Origin of the sequence: Microbacterium sp. NPDC078428 (genome assembly GCF_044542535.1) — a bacterium.
Lineage (GTDB): Bacteria > Actinomycetota > Actinomycetes > Actinomycetales > Microbacteriaceae > Microbacterium > Microbacterium limosum.
On sequence record NZ_JBITUP010000002.1, the window covers coordinates 69,049 to 84,630 of the forward strand.

The window sequence follows — 15,582 nt, forward strand, 5'->3', positions numbered from 1 at the left end:
CGCCGCCTATCGGGACGCTATGGACGCGCCGCATCCCTCACAGGAACGGCATGGCCCTCTTCATAGCCGGCGCATAGGTTGATGCGCACAATGGGAACCATGACCTCCGCCGCCGTGCCCGCCCTGAGCCGACCCGACGGCTCTCCCCTGCGCATCGCCGTCGTCGACGACGAGCAGATGCTCACCGACCTGCTCTCGATGGCTCTGCGGATGGAGGGGTGGGAGGTGCGGACGGCGGCGTCGGGCTACGAGGCGCTGCAGCTGGTGCGGGACTTCCAGCCCGACGCCCTCGTGCTCGACATCATGATGCCCGACCTCGACGGGATGGCGGTGCTGCAGCGCCTGCGCCAGTCCGGGAACGACACCCCCGTGCTGTTCCTGACCGCCCGGGATGCCGTCGCGGACCGCGTCGCGGGCCTCACCGCCGGAGGTGACGACTACGTCACGAAGCCGTTCAGCCTCGAGGAGGTCGTCGCGCGTCTGCGGGGCCTGATGCGTCGCGCGGGCTCCGCCTTCGCGGCGGAGGAGGAGCCCATCCTGCGCCTGGCCGACCTCAGCCTCAACGAGGACAGCCACGAGGTCGAGCGGGGCGGCGAGCAGATCGAGCTGACCGCGACCGAGTTCGAGCTCCTCCGGTTCCTACTGCGCAATCAGCGTCGTGTCGTCTCGAAGGCGCAGATCCTGGACCGGGTGTGGAATTACGACTTCGGCGGGCGATCCAGCGTGGTCGAGCTGTACATCTCCTACCTGCGCAAGAAGATCGACGCCGGTCGAACCCCGCTCATCCACACCGTCCGCGGCGTGGGCTACATGATCAAGGCGCCCCAGTGACGTCGCCGCCGGCGGATGTCCGGCGCACGCCCTGGACACTCCAGCGGCGCCTCATCCTGACCATCACGGGTGTCGTGTCGGTGATCCTCGTCGTCGTCGCGATCGTCACGAGCGCGATCCTCGGCAGCGTGCTGCAGAGCCAGCTGGACGAGCAGATCGAGGCCGCCGCGCGGGACGCCGGCCGGGGGCTCGCGCTGCCGGCCTTCCCCGGCACGACGCCGACCGCACCCGACGCCTACGACGTGCTCGCCGGAGGCCGCCAGCAGCCGGGCTTCCTTCTCGTCCTCGAGACCTCCGACGGTCGGAGCGGGGCGGTCGTGACGGGACCGGACAGCGTGCGCGAGCTGACGGAGGGCCAGGTCGAGGAGATCCTCGCGGCGACGCGCGCGGGCGGGTTCACGTCGGCGGGGCTCGGAAGCGACCTGGGCGCCTATCGGCTCGTGCCGATCATCGCCCCCGACAGCGGCTTCACGGGGGCCGTCGGGCTGCCCCTCGCCGAGGTGCAGTCGACGATCGGCGAGATCCTGACGATCATCGCCGTCGTCACGGCGGCGGGGCTGCTCGTGCTGATCCTCGCCACGACGTGGACGATCCGATCGGGACTGAAGCCGTTGCGCGCCGTGGCCGAGACCGCGACGCGCGTGGCCCGCCAGCCGCTGGCCGTCGGCCAGGTCACGATCAGCGAGCGGGTTCCGCAGGGGCAGGCCGATCCGCACACCGAGGTGGGCCGGGTGGGAGCCGCGCTCAACACGCTGCTGGACCACGTCGGCTCCTCGCTGGATGCCCGGCAGCGCAACGAGGATCGCATGCGGCGCTTCGTCGCGGACGCGAGCCACGAGCTGCGTACGCCGCTGTCCTCCATCCGCGGCTACTCGGAGCTCTCCCTCCGTGACCGCACCCTCTCCGAGCCCACGAGTCAGGCGCTCGAGCGCATCCAGGCCCAGTCGGTGCGGATGACGCGCATCGTCGAGGATCTGCTGCTGCTGGCGCGTCTGGACGAGGGCCAGGAGATCGTCTTCGGCTCCGTCGACCTCTCGCGTGTCGTCGTCGAGGCGGTCGGCGACGCGCAGGCCGCGAGCGACGACCACCGCTGGGAGCTGGAGGTGGGCGATGAGCCCGTGCAGCTCGCGGGCGATGTCTCGCGGCTTCAGCAGGTCGTGGTGAACCTCCTCGCGAACGCGCGCACGCACACCCCCGCCGGGACGACGGTCACCGCGAGCGTGAGCCGTGAGGGAGAGGACGCCGTCGTGCGGGTGCACGACGACGGTCCGGGCGTGGACCCGGCGATCCGTGACGAGCTGTTCGAGCGGTTCTCCCGCGCCGATCGCTCCCGCGCACGCCAGACGGGCGGCTCGGGCCTCGGGCTGTCGATCGCGCGCGCGATCGTCACGGCTCACGGGGGCAGCATCACCGTGCGCTCGGAACCCGGCGACACGACGTTCGAGGTGCGACTCCCGGCGAAGCCCTCGGACCCCGGGGCCTGACGGCGATCCCGACGCCCGCGCGCTCGCTCGCCCCGGAAGGCGGGTCCACCCCGCCCGCACCCGCCCTTCGGGACGACCGAACGACGGATGCCGCGCGTCAGTACCCCGCGAAGGCGTCCGTCGTGAGGGAGCGGGCCTTCTCGAGCGCGGGCGCGAGCTCGGCGATGAGCGCCGGAGGCCCGGAGATGTACGCATGCCGTTCGTCGAGGTCGGGAACGACGTCGTGCAGCCCCGCGGCATCCAGGCGCACTCCTCGCGCCCACCGCCAGCGGGCCGGGAGCGGGGACGGATCGTCGCGGGTGAAGACGACGACCTCGGCGCCCGTCGCGGCGAGGTCGTCGCGGAAGGCCAGTTCGGCCGCCGTCGCCGCGACGTAGACGAGCACGACGTCGCGGTCCTCGCCGCGGGCCGCGGACTCCCGCAGCTGGGAGACGAACGGGGTGACGCCGATGCCCGCCGCGACGAGCAGCAGGGGCGCTCCGGGGTCGCGCGGAAGCACGAAGTCGCCCCAGACGCCGGTCGCGGCGTAGTCGGTGCCGGGAGCGGCGACCGCGAGCGCCCGCTTGTACGAGCTCTCGACCGCCCCCTCCTTCACGCGATAGGCGATGCGCATGAGCGGGGCGTCGCTCGGGGCGGAGACGATGCTGAACTCGCGGCGCGTGCCGCGCGCGTCGGGCCGGGAGTGGGGCACCTCGAGCTCGACGTACTGACCCGCGGCGAAGCGCACGGGTCGGCGGGATTCGAAGGTGAGCTGGCGAACGGTCGGGGTGAGCATCGACGCGTCCCGCAGGCGCAGCCGCACCGTGTGGTGCGCCGCCCAGACGAAGGCGAGGAGGTTGCCGATCAGCAGCGCGCGCTCCTGTCCGAGCGTGAACCAGCCGACCGAGATCGGCCACCCCGAGAGCACGCCGACGACGGCGGCGACGGTCAGCTGCTGCCAGCGACGCGGCGGGAGGGTGAGGGGCTCCGAGAGCATGAAGGCGCCGAGGAAGAGGAAGGGCGAGGAGAGCACCGCGAAGCTCAGCGCCTGGCCCGCGTCGATCGACACGCCCGCCGCCTGCGCCTGCACCGCCAGCCGGAACACGGAGACCCCGACCGCGACCACGAAGAACACCGTGACGATGCGCAGGCGCTCGGTGCGCAGCAGCACCGCGAGCCCGAGCAGGAGCACCGGACCCGCGAGCACCGGCGAGCCGACCCACCAGGCGGAGGCGCCGAGGCCCGACACGGTCAGAGCGGTCGCCCCCACCGCCGCCGGGTTCAGGATGTGGCGTCCGCGCCACGCGATCGCGTACTTCGACACGACGGCCACGGCACCCGCGAGCGCGATCCATGCCAGCTCGACCGGCACGAGCGTCGGGCGGAGCACGAAGAGCAGGATGAAGGCGGTGATGAGGGAGGACTCGTACCGTCGCGGCATCCGGAGCACCCGCTGCACGAGGGCGTTCACGCCCACGCATGCGGCGCCCAGCACGGCGGCGGTCACGATCAGTTCGAGCGGCGAGGGCACCACCAGGCCGAGCAACGACAGCACGAGGGCGATCACTGTGAGCGCCGCGAGCGCGAGCATCACGAGGCGGTACATCGAGAACCGCCCCAGGATGCCGAGGAGCCGGGCGCGGAGGGAGGCGAGAGTCGCGATCACGAGTCCACGTTATCCGCGCTCGTGAACAGCGTCGCCGCGCAACCCGGCGAATACTCCACCCGTCCGCTCGAGAGCATCCGCACCCAGGCCACGCCCCACCGGTGCGCGAGCTGCGGACCGCCCTCGAAGAAGAGCGCCGTCGCGACGGCGTCGGCGCGCATCGCGTCGCCGCCGACGGCCCACGTCGCCACGACGGTGCGCACCGGGACGCCCGTCCGGGCGTCGAGCACGTGGTGCAGCCCGTCCCCCCACGAGCGCCGGTTGGTCGCCGAGGCGCACAGCGCGGCATCCCGCACCTCCCACACGCCGATGGCGCGGGACGGGTCGTAGGGGTGCTCGAGCCCCACCCGGAGCGGAGCGCCCCGCGCGAGGAGGTCTCCCCCGGCATCCACGACGGCGTGCTCCGCCACATCGTCGGGCAGGGCTGCCGCCACGAGGTCGACGAGGCGGCCCTTGCCGAGCGCCCCCACGTCGATGACGGCGGGACCGCCCAGGACGAGGCGGCCGTCGCCGACCGAGAGCGTCTCCCGCCAGCCGTCCGGGGCGGGAAGCGGTGCACCGGCGCGGAACGAGTAGGCGCGGTCGTAGCCGAGCCGCTCGAGCGCGGCGCCCACGAGGGGGTTGACCGCCTCCGCGGTCGCGGCGGACAGCTCGGCGTAGGCGGCGAGCATGTCGGCCGCGTCGGGCGGCGCCGGGAGGGATCCCCCCGCCCGGCCCAGCTGCGACACGACGGAATCGGGGCGGAAGCGCGACCACTGCGCGTCGAACTCGTCGACGACCGACCTCACCCGCGCCCGCTCCGGGCCCGTGAGCGGCCGCGGGGCCTGGATCTCCCAGCGCGTGCCGATCGCCTCGAACCCCCAGCGGTGCGTAGCGCGGAAGCCGGCCACGGTCAGCCCGCCGCTTCGTCCTTGATCGCCTCGACGGCCTCGTTGAACCCGCCGCTGGTCAGCGACGAGCCGGCGACCCGGTCGACCTGGATGTCGTCGAGGGCCACGCCCACCACCTCGTCCTCGATGCCGCCGATGAAGCGCGACTGATACTGCACCGTCTCCGCGGTCTGCGGATCGCCCTGGATCTCGACCGCGCTGATCTCGCCCGATTCGAGCGTGAGGGTGACCTCGATCGTCTCGACCGTCTCGGGCGTCACGTACGACCCCGTGGCCGTGTACGTGCCGTCCGCATAGCTGCCCCCGCCGGAGCTCGATCCGCCGTCGGAGGAGGTGTCGGCGGTCGTGGTCCCCGTCGCGGCGCCGCAGCCGGCGAGTGCGACGGTACCGGCGACGCCGACGAGGGCGGCCCCGAGGCGGAGAGGGCGGGCGGCGGCGGGACGGGTCATGGGTTCTCCTGCGTCGTCGGATGCGGCGGGACGGCCGTATGCACGCAAGCGTATGCAGCGTCGGAATAGATCGTGCCGGAGGAGACTATGAAGACGCCCTGAATGGATGCCGCGGCATCCGCCGGGCCCTACGCGGCTCCGTCGAACATGCTCGTGACCGAGCCGTCCTCGAAGACCTCGTGGATGGCGCGCGCGAGCAGCGGCGCGATCGGCAGCACCGTGAGTCCCGGGAAGCGCCGCTCGGGCGGCAGGGGGATCGAGTCGGTGACGACCACCTCGTCGATCGAGGCGTCCTGCAGCCGCTTCGTCGCCGGGTCGGAGAAGATCGCGTGCGTCGCCGCGACGATGACCTTCTGGGCCCCGTTCTCCTTGAGCGCCTGCGCGGCCTTGACGATAGTTCCGCCCGTGTCGATCATGTCGTCGACGAGGAGGCAGACCCGCCCCTCCACATCTCCCACGATCTCGTGCACGGTGACCTGGTTGGCGACCTTCGGGTCGCGTCGCTTGTGGATGATCGCGAGCGGGGCACCCAGGCTGTCCGACCACGTGTCGGCCACGCGCACGCGGCCCATGTCGGGCGAGACCACCGTGAGCGCCGCGCGGTCGGCCTCCGAGATCGTGCGCTCGAAGTAGTCCTGCAGCACCGGCTTGGCGAAGAGGTGGTCGACCGGTCCGTCGAAGAAGCCCTGGATCTGCGCGGCGTGCAGATCGACGCTCATCACGCGGTCGGCGCCGGCCGTGTGCAGCAGGTCGGCGACCAGGCGTGCGCTGATCGGCTCGCGGCCGCGGCCCTTCTTGTCCTGCCGCGAGTACGGGAAGTACGGCGCGACCACCGTGATGCGCTTGGCGGATGCGCGCTTGAGCGCGTCGAGCATGATGAGCAGCTCCATCAGCCACTCGTTGACGGGGTTGCCGAAGGATTGCACGACGAAGACGTCGCAGCCGCGGATCGACACCTCGAAACGGGTGTAGATCTCGCCGCTGGCGAAGGTGCGGTGCTCGGTCGGCGCCAGCTGGGTGCCGAGGGCCACGGCGACATCCTGCGCGAGCTCGGGGTGCGATCGCCCGGAGACGACGACCAGACGCTTCTTGGTCTTCGCGACGAGCCCCGGCGCGATGCCGTGATCCCGATCGAGGTCAACCGTCTTCTTCTTGCGAGCCATGAGCCGCCTTCTCTGCGGCCTGGGCCGCTGATGTGCCGGGACGGTGCGTGAGAACCCAGCCCTCGACGTTGCGTTGCGAGCCCGACACGACCGCCAGCGCCCCGGGCGGAACGTCCTTCCGCACGACGGTGCCGGCCCCCGTGTAGGCGCCATCACCGATCCTAACGGGCGCGACGAACACGTTGTGCGCGCCCGTGCGCACCTCGTCGCCCACCTCGGTCCGGTGCTTCGCGACGCCGTCGTAGTTGGCGACGATCGTCCCCGCGCCGATGTTGGCGCCCTCGCCGACCTCCGCGTCGCCGACGTACGAGAGGTGGGGCACCTTGCTGCGCCCTCCGATGCGGGCGTTCTTGGTCTCGACGAACGTGCCGATCTTGCCGCGGTCGCCCAGCTCAGTGCCGGGGCGCAGATACGCGAACGGACCCACGGATGCCCCGGCACCGATCACGGCGAGCGTCGCGTCCGTGCGGGTGACGATCGCCCCCTCCCCCACCTCGCAGTCGACGAGGCTCGTGTCGGGGCCCACGGTGGCGCCCTCCGCGATCGCCGTCGCGCGGAGGATGTGGGTGTTGGGCAGCACCGTGACATCCGGCGCCAGCGTCGCGTCGACGTCGATCCACGTCGTCGCCGGGTCGAGCACCGTGACGCCCGCGAGCTGCCAGCGCTTCACCGTGCGGGCGTTCAGGCGCGCCGCGGCATCCGCCAGCTGCACGCGGTCGTTGACCCCGAGCGCGGCGGCGGCGTCGGGGGCGGATGCCGCGGCGACGGGCAGCCGGGATGCGCGCAGCAGGCCGACGACGTCGGTGAGATAGCGCTCCCCCTGCGCGTTCGCCGTGCCGACGAGCTCGAGGTGCTCCCGCAGCGGACCCGCGCGGAACACGTACACGCCCGCGTTGATCTCGGTGACGAGCAGCTCGGCGGGATCGGCGTCCTTGTGCTCGACGATGCGGGCGACCCCGCCGTCGGCGTCGCGGATGACGCGCCCGTAGCCGGTGGCGTCGTCGAGAGTCGCCGAGAGCACGGTGGCGGCGGCATCCCCGCGCCGGTGCTGCGCGAGCAGGGCGCCGAGCGCGTCGGCGTCGAGCAGCGGCACGTCGGCGCTCAGCACGAGCACGTCGCCGGCGAAGTCGGGCAGCTGGGCGAGCGCGGACTGCACGGCGCGCCCCGTGCCGGGGATCTCGTCCTGATCGACGACGACCGCGGCCGGTGCGGCATCGGACACCGCGGCGGCGACGAGATCGCGCTCGTGGCGCACGACGACGATCACCCGCTGCGGGTCGAGGGCGCCCGCCGTGGCGAGCACATGCCCGAGCAGGGAGCGCCCGCCGATGCGGTGGAGCACCTTGGGCGTGCGCGATTTCATGCGCGTGCCCTGGCCCGCGGCGAGGACGACGACGGCGAGACTGCGATCTGTCATGCTCCGCCGCCAGGACTCGAACCTAGACCTCACAGCTCCAAAGGCTGTCGTGCTGCCATTACACCACGGCGGACCGCGGCCCCCGCCGGTGGGTGGGCGCCGTGCGTCAAGTCTGCCAGAGCGAGGCGGTCGGCCCCGCGTTCCGACGCGCTCCGCCGTCGAGGCACGCCCCGACCGACCCGCGATGCCATGATGGTCGGATGCCGAAGGAGAGCGACGAGGTCGACCGCATCGTCGCGGCGTGGAGTGCTCAGCGCCCCGACCTCGACTTCTCCCCGCTGGGGGTGCTCTCCCGCGTCGACCGGCTCTCGCGCCACCTCGACCGGGCGCGGCGTGCGGCCTTCCGCCGCAGCGAGCTCGAGCCGTGGGAATGGGACGTGCTCTCGGCGCTGCGGCGTTCGGGCGAGCCGTTCCAGTTGAGCCCCAAGCAGCTGCTGCAGCAGACCCTCGTCTCCAGCGGCACGATGACCAACCGCATCGACCGTCTCGTCGGCCGGCGGCTCGTGCGGCGGGAGGCCGACCCGGCCGACGGCCGCAGCGTGCTCGTCACCCTCACCGACGAGGGACGCACGCGCGTGGATGCCGCAATCACCCGCCTCGTCGATGCCGAGTCCGAGCTGCTCGACTCGCTCTCCCGGCCCGACCGCGACCGGCTCGCCGCGCTGCTGCGCAAGCTCAGCCTCGGCTTCGACGGCTGACCGCGGCCGGGTCTACAGCTCCTCGGAGAGCTCCAGCCAGCGCTCTTCGAGCGCGGAGTTCTCCTCCTCGAGCGCCCCGATCTCGGCCATCTTCTCCCCCAGCCCGACGAAGTCCCCCTGGTCGTGGTCGGCGAGCGCCGTGCGCTTGCGCTCGATCTCGCTCGTGAGCTTGGCCATGCGGCGCTCGGCGGCGGCGAGCTCCTTCTCCGCCGCGCGGCGCTCGGCGCCGGTGAGCGCGGACGCGGGCGCCGCCGACGCCTGGCCGGACGCCGCGGCGGACGAGCCGCCCGCGGCATCCCGCTGCTGCTCGTGCCGGCGCCGCAGGTACTCCTCGACTCCCCCCGGGAGATGGCGCAGCCGGCGATCGAGGATCGCGTACTGCTGGTCGGTCACGCGCTCGAGGAAGTAGCGGTCGTGGCTGACGACGATGAGCGTTCCGGCCCACGAGTCCAGCAGGTCCTCGATCGCCGCGAGCATGTCGGTGTCGAGGTCGTTGGTGGGCTCGTCGAGGATCAGCACGTTGGGCTGGTCGAGCAGGATCAGCAGCAGCTGCAGGCGCCGCTTCTGGCCGCCCGAGAGGTCCTTCACCGGCGTCGACAGCTGCGCCGAGGCGAACCCCATGCGCTCGAGCAGCTGGCCCGGCGTGAGGTCCTGCGCCCTGGAGCCGGTGCCGATCGTGTAGCTCGTGCGCAGCCCCGAGATCACGACGCGCACGGGGTCGTCGAGGTGCGGGTCGAGGGCGTCCATCTGCTGCGTCAGGGTCGCGACCTTCACGGTCTTCCCGCGCTTGACGCGCCCCGACGTGGGCTCGAGCGTGCCTGCGACAAGACCCAGGAGCGTCGACTTGCCCGCACCGTTGACGCCCAGGATGCCGGTGCGCTCGCCCGGCGCGATGCGCCACTCGACGTCCTCCAGCACGGGCGTGCCGTCGTACGACACCGACGCGTCGAGCAGGTCGACGACGTCCTTGCCGAGGCGGCTGAGCGCGAGCGACTGGAGCGAGACGCGGTCGCGGATCTCGGGGACGTCGGCGATCAGCTCGTTCGCGGCGTCGATGCGGAACTTCGGCTTGCTCGTGCGGGCGGGGGCGCCGCGGCGCAGCCACGCGAGCTCCTTGCGGGCCAGGTTCTGCCGTCGCGCCTCGATCGCCGCGGCCTGCCGGTCGCGCTCGACACGCTGCAGGATGTACGCCGCATAGCCGCCCTCGAAGGGGTCGACGACGCGGTCGTGCACCTCCCACGTGACGGTGCACACGGCATCCAGGAACCATCGGTCGTGCGTGACGACGAGGAGTCCCCCGGCCGTCGCCGACCACCGCCGCTTCAGGTGCTCGGCGAGCCAGGCGATGGCCTCGACGTCGAGATGGTTCGTGGGCTCGTCGAGGGCGAGGATGTCCCAGTCGCCCGCGAGCAGGCGCGCGAGCGCGACGCGTCGGCGCTGGCCGCCCGAGAGTGCGCGCAGCTCGGTCTCCCAGGGCAGATCTCCGAGCAGCCCCGCGATGACGTCGCGGATGCGCGGGTCGCCCGCCCACTCGTGCTCGGGGGTGTCGCCGACCACGGCGTGCCCGATGGTGTCGTCGTCGTCGAGCACGTCGGCCTGGTCGAGCACGCCCACGCGCACACCGCCCCGCACGGTCACGCGGCCGCCGTCGGGCTCGAGCCGACCGGCCAGCATCGCCAGCAGGCTCGACTTCCCGTCGCCGTTGCGGCCGACGATGCCGATGCGGTCGCCCTCGTTCACGCCGAGAGAGACGGAATCGAAGACGACCTTGGTGGGGAATTCCAGGTGCAGGGCCTCGGCCCCGAGAAGATGCGCCATATCCGCTCCAGGCTACGCGGCCCGGGGCGCCCCGTGATCCGCGGGCCGCGGCACCCGCCCCCGGACCGGCCCCCGCAGGCGGAACGAGGCGCCCGGGGCGGATGCCGCCGGGCGCCTCGTTCGCGGAGATCTCCGCGAACCCGGTCAGACCAGCCCGTTCTCCTCGAGGAAGGCGGCGGCGATGTCGTCGGGCGACATCTGGTCCTCCGTGCTCTGCACGTTGAGCGCGACGAGCGCGCCGGCCGTCAGCGCGGCGCTGACCTCGTTGATGACGTCGGCGATCTCGTCGGCGATCTCGGCGTTCACGACGGGAACGACGTTCGAGGCGAGGAACAGGCCCTCGGGGTCCTCGAGCACCACGAGATCCTGCGTCTCGATGCGCGGGTCGGCGGTGAAGACGTTCGCGACGTTCACGGTGCCGGCGACGAGGTTCTCGACCGTCGTGTCACCCGTGGGCGAGAACGTCACGTCGACGCCGTAGACCTCGGACAGTCCCGCCGGCCCGTAGGGACGCTCGGCCAGCTCCGGCGGCCCGCCGAGGGTGAGCGGCTCCGTCACGTTCGCCAGGTCGGCGATCGTGGTCAGCCCGTTCTCGTCCGCGAAGGCGGCCGTGACGGTGTAGGAGTCCTGGTCGCTCGCCTCGGCCTGCTCGAGCACCGTCAGGTTCTCGGGCAGCGCCTCCTGCAGCGCGGCGAAGACGTCGTCGGGGGTGCGCGCCTCGGTCTCGGCATCGTAGTACTGCAGCAGGTTGCCGCTGTACTCGGGGAAGAGCGAGATCGCACCCGACTCGAGCTCGGGGATGTACGCGTCGCGCTGGCCGATGTTGAACTGTCGCTCGACGTCGAAACCGGCGTTCTCGAGTGCTTGGGCGTAGATCTCGGCGATGATCTCGTTCGAGTAGTAGGCCTGCGAGCCGACGACGATCGTCTCGCCCGCGGACTCACCGCCGGATCCGGAGGTCTCCTCGTCGAGGGGGTTGCTCGACGAGCACCCGGCGAGCACGAGCGCCGCGGTGGCGGCGAGGGCGGCGCCCGCGGTGAGGCGCTTTGCGGCTGTGAACATGTTCTGTCCTTCTCTTCTCGGTGTGCTGTGTGGGACGGGTAGGGGGACGGGGACGCCGATCACGCTTCGGCGGTCCGGGGGGATGACGCGGCCCGCCTGACGCGCGAGCGACGGGCGCCGCCGCCGGCGGGGGCGCGGCCCGCGTGCACTCCGCGGGGTACGACGAGGCGCTCGGCGATCGCGAACGCTCCGTCGAGCAGGAGTGCGAGTGCCGCGACGAGGATGGCGCCCGCGAGCACCTGGTCGAAGCGGTTCAGGTTGATGCCCTGGATGATGTACTGGCCGAGGCCGCCGAGCCCGACGTACGCCGCGATCGTCACGGTGGCGACGATCTGCAGCGTCGCCGCGCGCAGCCCCGACACCAGCAGCGGCAGACCGAGCGGCACCTCGATACGCCACAGCACCTGCCACGGCGTCATGCCCATGGCACGGCCGGCGTCGATGACGCGGCGGTCGATCGCCTCGAAGCCGGAGTAGGCGCCCGCGAGGATCGAGGGGATGCCGAGCAGGACGAACGTGATGACGGCGGCAGCCTGCGTCTGCAGGACGCCCATGATGAGCACGAGCAGCACCAGGAGACCGAACGAGGGGATGGCGCGGGCGGCGCCGGAGACGGCGACGGCGATCTCCCGCCCCCGGCCCGTGTGCCCGATCGCCCATCCGGCGGGCACGGCGATCGCGGCCGCGATGAGCACCGACAGGAACGTGAATCCCAGGTGCTGGGCGAGGGCGACGGGCATGCCGGTCGGCCCCGACCAGCGCTCGGGCTGGAGAAGCCAGGCGAAGGCCTCTGCGATGAGGTTCACGCGGTCACCTCCGTTGCCGCGACGGCCCGGCGGGCGGAGCGACGTTCGCGCCGCGAGGGGGTGCGCGCCCAGGGCATGAGCGCACGACCCGCCAGCACGAGCAGGTAGTCGATGACGAGCGCGATGACGACGACGGCCACGAGGCCGGCGAGGACCTCGGGGATGATGCGCCGCTGCAGCCCGTTGGTGAAGAGGTAGCCGAGGTTCGTCACGCCGATCAGGATGCCGACGGTCGCGAGCGAGATCGTGCTGACGGCCGTCACCCGCAGCCCCGCGAGGATGACGGGGCCGGCGAGCGGGAACTCCACCGTCCAGAAGCGGCGGAAGGATCCGAACCCGACCGCGGTGGACGCCTGCCGGATGCCGGGGTCGACCGATCGGAGCCCGTCGGAGACAGAGCGGACCATGATCGCGAGGGCGTAGATCGTCAGGGCGACGATGAGGTTCGTCTCGCTGATCGCGCTGTAGCCGAACACGACCGGCAGCAGCATGAGCAGCGCGAGCGAGGGGATCGTGTAGAGCAGCCCGACGATCGTGATCAGACCGCTGCGCAGCAGGCTGTATCGGAAGGCGACCCATCCGATCGGCACGGACAGCACGAATCCGCACACGATCGCGATGACGCTCTGACGCAGGTGGATGAGCGTCAGATCGCCGATGAGGTCGAGGTTGTCGAGCACCCAGGTCACGGGGCGGGCTCCTCCACGAGGGCGCCCTGCGTGCGCCCGTCGGCGTCGACGACGACGGTTCCGTGGGCGGTGCGCTTCAGGCTCAGCGCGCGCTTGCCCCGGTCGGCGCCGATGAACGTCTCCACGAACTCCGACGCGGGCTTCTCCATGATCTCGTCGGGGCTGCCCAGTTGCGCGATCCGGGCGCCCTTCTCGAGGATCACGACCTGGTCGCCGAGGAGGAAGGCCTCGTCGATGTCGTGCGTGACGAACACGATCGTCTTGCCGATCTCGCGCTGCAGCCGCAGCAGCTCCTCCTGCAGCTCGGCCCGCACGATGGGGTCGACCGCGCCGAACGGCTCGTCCATCAGCAGGATGTTCGGGTCGGCGGCGAGCCCGCGCGCGACGCCGACGCGCTGCTGCTGTCCTCCCGAGAGCTGGCTCGGGTAGCGGTCGGCCATCGCGCGGTCGAGCCCGACGGTGTCCATCAGCTCACGCGCGCGCTCCCGCGCCTCCTTCTTGGGCGTCCCCTGCAGCACCGGCACGGTGGCGATGTTGTCGATGACGGTGAAGTGCGGCAGCAGGCCGGAGTTCTGCATGACGTAGCCGATGCTGCGCCGCAGCTGAACGGGCGGGCGCGCGGCGATGTCCTCGTCGTCGATCGTGATCGTGCCGGCCGTCGGCTCGACCATGCGGTTGATCATCCGCAGCAGCGTGGTCTTCCCGCAGCCCGAGGACCCGACCAGCACCGTCGTCTTGCGGGACGGGAGGAGGAGGCTGAAGTCGTCCACGGCGGTCGTGCCGTCGGGGAAGACCTTGGACACGGCGGAGAACTCGATCACGAGCGGGGTCCCCTCGTCGGGCGGCGGTGGCGAGCGTCAGGCGGCGATCAGCCGACCTCGACTCCGGGAGAGAAGGCCACGAAGCCGGAATAGTCGCGGCCGACCCGCTCGAACGAGCCGGGATACGGGGAGGGGTAGCTCCATGCGCCGTCTTCGAAGCGGCCGTCGGGCGTGGCGATCGAGAAGTACTGCGCCGCGCCCTTCCAGGCGCAGGTGTACGGGGTGTCGCTGCTTTCGAGCACTCCCTCGGCGATGCTCGAGGGAGGGAAGTACCAGTTTCCCTCGATGCGGACCAGGTCTTCCTCGGGGGCTTCGGCGATCACATGATCGCTCCAGACTGCGCGCACGGTTCCTCCAGCGGGCCGGGTGGCGGGGGTTCGAGCCTAACGGCACCCGCCGGCACGCGGGGCGGGTGTTGCAGAAGAAGCGCCCTACCCGCTACGCGCGGTCGGTCCGTGACGCCGGAGATGCCGGTGCCGGACGCCGCCTCGTCGACGGATCACGCGTGTCCTCGGTCGGGGCGCGGCCCCGCCGCCCCATAGGGTGAGGCGCGGAGGTGGTCGCGTGGGCGGTTGGAAGGTGTTTCTCGGAAGGCTGGTGCGGCGGATCTGGTTCCGGGCCGCTGTGTTCAGCATCGCGGCGGTCGCGCTCGCCCTCGTCGCCGGGCTGCTCGGCCCCTTCCTCCCCGACGCGCTCGGGGTCGAGCTCGGACAGAACTCGGTCGACAACATCCTCCAGATCATGGCCTCGTCGATGCTCGCGGTCACGACCTTCTCGCTCACGGCGATGGTGCAGGCCTACTCCGCGGCGACGACCACCGCCACGCCCCGCGCGACGCAGCTGCTGGTCGCCGACCCCACCTCGCAGAACGCGCTGTCGACGTTCATCGGGTCGTTCCTGTTCGCGATCGTCGGCATCGTCGCCCTCTCCACGGGGTACTACAGCGGGCAGGCGCGCACGGTGCTCTTCTTCGGCACGCTCGGCGTGATCGCGATCATCACGATCACGCTGCTGCGCTGGATCGCGCACTTGGCGCAGTTCGGCCGCATGTCCGATGTGATCGACCGCGTGGAGGACGCCGCGACGCGCGCCGCGCGGCACTTCGCCGCCCGTCCGCATCTGGGGGGCCGGCCCGCCGCACCGATCCCCGCCGCCGCTCGGGCCGTGCACGCGGAAGACATCGGATACATCACGGCGATCGACGTCGCGGCCCTGCAGCGCATCGCCGACGACGCCGACACGACGGTGCACGTCACCGCAATCCCGGGCACCGTGGCGGACGCCACGCGCCCCCTCGCCCGCGTGGTCGGCGGGCTCGACGAGGACGGATGCCGCGCGCTGCGCCGAGCCTTCACGGTCGACCCCCACCGCACGTACGAGCAGGACCCGCGCCTGGGCGTCATCGCCCTGGCCGAGATCGCCAGCCGCGCCCTCTCCCCCTCCACCAACGACCCCGGCACGGCCGTCGAGGTGCTGGGATCGCTGCAGCGGGTCTTCGCCGTCCTCGAGGCCTCGCCGGATCCGGACGCGACCGCGTGCGACCGGGTCTTCGTGCCCGCCCCCGGCATCCGCGACCTCGTCGAGGACGCCTTCCGCCCGATCGCCCGCGACGGCGCCGGCATGATCGAGGTGCAGCTGCGCCTGCAGAAGACGCTCGCGGCGTGCGCGGCGCACTGCCCGAAGCACGCGCAGGAGTTCGCGCGCGCCGCCGTCGCCGCGCGCGGCCGGGGGGAGCGGGCGCTCACGGAGCGCAGCGACCGCGCCCTGCTGCGGCGCACGGCCCGCGAGGCCTGGGCGGAGGTGTAACGG

The 15,582-nt window shown here is 72.1% G+C and carries 15 protein-coding genes and 1 tRNA gene; 4 read left to right on the forward strand and 12 right to left on the reverse strand.

The features are described from left to right. The first annotated feature begins 99 nt into the window (after positions 1–99). Complete coding sequence (locus ACIGCK_RS04430) at positions 100–831, forward strand: response regulator transcription factor (protein WP_330170101.1); 732 nt, start codon at positions 100–102, stop codon at positions 829–831. Next, the gene (locus ACIGCK_RS04435) at positions 828–2,315 is read left to right on the forward strand and encodes a sensor histidine kinase (protein ID WP_396664126.1); all 1,488 of its coding nucleotides are present in this window, start codon (positions 828–830) and stop codon (positions 2,313–2,315) included. The genes ACIGCK_RS04430 and ACIGCK_RS04435 overlap by 4 nt, the downstream gene beginning before the upstream one ends. 97 nt (positions 2,316–2,412) lie before the next feature. Here ACIGCK_RS04435 and ACIGCK_RS04440 read toward each other — a convergent pair whose 3' ends face one another. The 6 genes from ACIGCK_RS04440 to ACIGCK_RS04465 form a co-directional block, all read right to left on the reverse strand. Then, positions 2,413–3,960, reverse strand: a complete 1,548-nt coding sequence (locus ACIGCK_RS04440) for an FAD-dependent oxidoreductase (RefSeq protein ID WP_396664128.1) — start codon at positions 3,958–3,960, stop codon at positions 2,413–2,415. Beyond that, positions 3,957–4,850, reverse strand: a complete 894-nt coding sequence (locus ACIGCK_RS04445; protein ID WP_396664130.1) for an FAD:protein FMN transferase — start codon at positions 4,848–4,850, stop codon at positions 3,957–3,959. The genes ACIGCK_RS04440 and ACIGCK_RS04445 overlap by 4 nt, the downstream gene beginning before the upstream one ends. A gap of 2 nt (positions 4,851–4,852) precedes the next feature. Beyond that, complete coding sequence (locus tag ACIGCK_RS04450) at positions 4,853–5,299, reverse strand: FMN-binding protein (RefSeq protein WP_396664132.1); 447 nt, start codon at positions 5,297–5,299, stop codon at positions 4,853–4,855. A 128-nt stretch (positions 5,300–5,427) separates the two neighbouring features. Next, positions 5,428–6,462, reverse strand: coding sequence for a ribose-phosphate diphosphokinase (locus tag ACIGCK_RS04455; RefSeq protein WP_396664134.1), 1,035 nt, complete (start codon positions 6,460–6,462; stop codon positions 5,428–5,430). Continuing rightward, positions 6,437–7,879, reverse strand: coding sequence for a bifunctional UDP-N-acetylglucosamine diphosphorylase/glucosamine-1-phosphate N-acetyltransferase GlmU (gene glmU / locus ACIGCK_RS04460; RefSeq protein ID WP_396664136.1), 1,443 nt, complete (start codon positions 7,877–7,879; stop codon positions 6,437–6,439). Before glmU ends, ACIGCK_RS04455 begins: the two co-directional genes overlap by 26 nt. 1 nt (position 7,880) lies before the next feature. After that, positions 7,881–7,952: transfer RNA gene (locus ACIGCK_RS04465), tRNA-Gln, on the reverse strand. A 127-nt stretch (positions 7,953–8,079) separates the two neighbouring features. Between ACIGCK_RS04465 and ACIGCK_RS04470 the strand changes: the two genes are divergently transcribed. Next, a complete protein-coding gene (locus ACIGCK_RS04470; RefSeq protein WP_330170108.1) occupies positions 8,080–8,577 on the forward strand; it encodes a MarR family transcriptional regulator in 498 nt (165 codons plus the stop codon). A 12-nt stretch (positions 8,578–8,589) separates the two neighbouring features. On the opposite strand, the gene ACIGCK_RS04475 is transcribed toward ACIGCK_RS04470, so the two are convergent. The 6 genes from ACIGCK_RS04475 to ACIGCK_RS04500 form a co-directional block, all read right to left on the reverse strand. Next, entirely contained in the window at positions 8,590–10,395 is a 1,806-nt protein-coding gene (locus ACIGCK_RS04475; RefSeq protein ID WP_396664138.1) for an ABC-F family ATP-binding cassette domain-containing protein, read from the reverse strand. A 144-nt stretch (positions 10,396–10,539) separates the two neighbouring features. Continuing rightward, positions 10,540–11,457 (reverse strand): ABC transporter substrate-binding protein, encoded by a 918-nt coding sequence (locus tag ACIGCK_RS04480; RefSeq protein WP_396664140.1) that lies wholly within the window; start codon positions 11,455–11,457, stop codon positions 10,540–10,542. 59 nt (positions 11,458–11,516) lie between these two features. Continuing rightward, positions 11,517–12,263, reverse strand: a complete 747-nt coding sequence (locus ACIGCK_RS04485) for an ABC transporter permease (protein ID WP_396664142.1) — start codon at positions 12,261–12,263, stop codon at positions 11,517–11,519. After that, the gene (locus ACIGCK_RS04490; protein WP_396664144.1) at positions 12,260–12,952 is read right to left on the reverse strand and encodes an ABC transporter permease; all 693 of its coding nucleotides are present in this window, start codon (positions 12,950–12,952) and stop codon (positions 12,260–12,262) included. The genes ACIGCK_RS04485 and ACIGCK_RS04490 overlap by 4 nt, the downstream gene beginning before the upstream one ends. Further along, the gene (locus ACIGCK_RS04495) at positions 12,949–13,773 is read right to left on the reverse strand and encodes an ABC transporter ATP-binding protein (protein WP_396664145.1); all 825 of its coding nucleotides are present in this window, start codon (positions 13,771–13,773) and stop codon (positions 12,949–12,951) included. Before ACIGCK_RS04495 ends, ACIGCK_RS04490 begins: the two co-directional genes overlap by 4 nt. Positions 13,774–13,820: 47 nt before the next feature. After that, positions 13,821–14,120 carry a DUF427 domain-containing protein gene (locus tag ACIGCK_RS04500; protein WP_330170114.1) on the reverse strand — a complete coding sequence of 100 codons (300 nt, stop codon included), beginning with the start codon at positions 14,118–14,120 and terminating at the stop codon, positions 13,821–13,823. A 217-nt stretch (positions 14,121–14,337) separates the two neighbouring features. Between ACIGCK_RS04500 and ACIGCK_RS04505 the strand changes: the two genes are divergently transcribed. Next, positions 14,338–15,579 (forward strand): DUF2254 domain-containing protein, encoded by a 1,242-nt coding sequence (locus tag ACIGCK_RS04505; RefSeq protein ID WP_396664147.1) that lies wholly within the window; start codon positions 14,338–14,340, stop codon positions 15,577–15,579. The last annotated feature ends 3 nt before the right edge of the window (positions 15,580–15,582 follow it).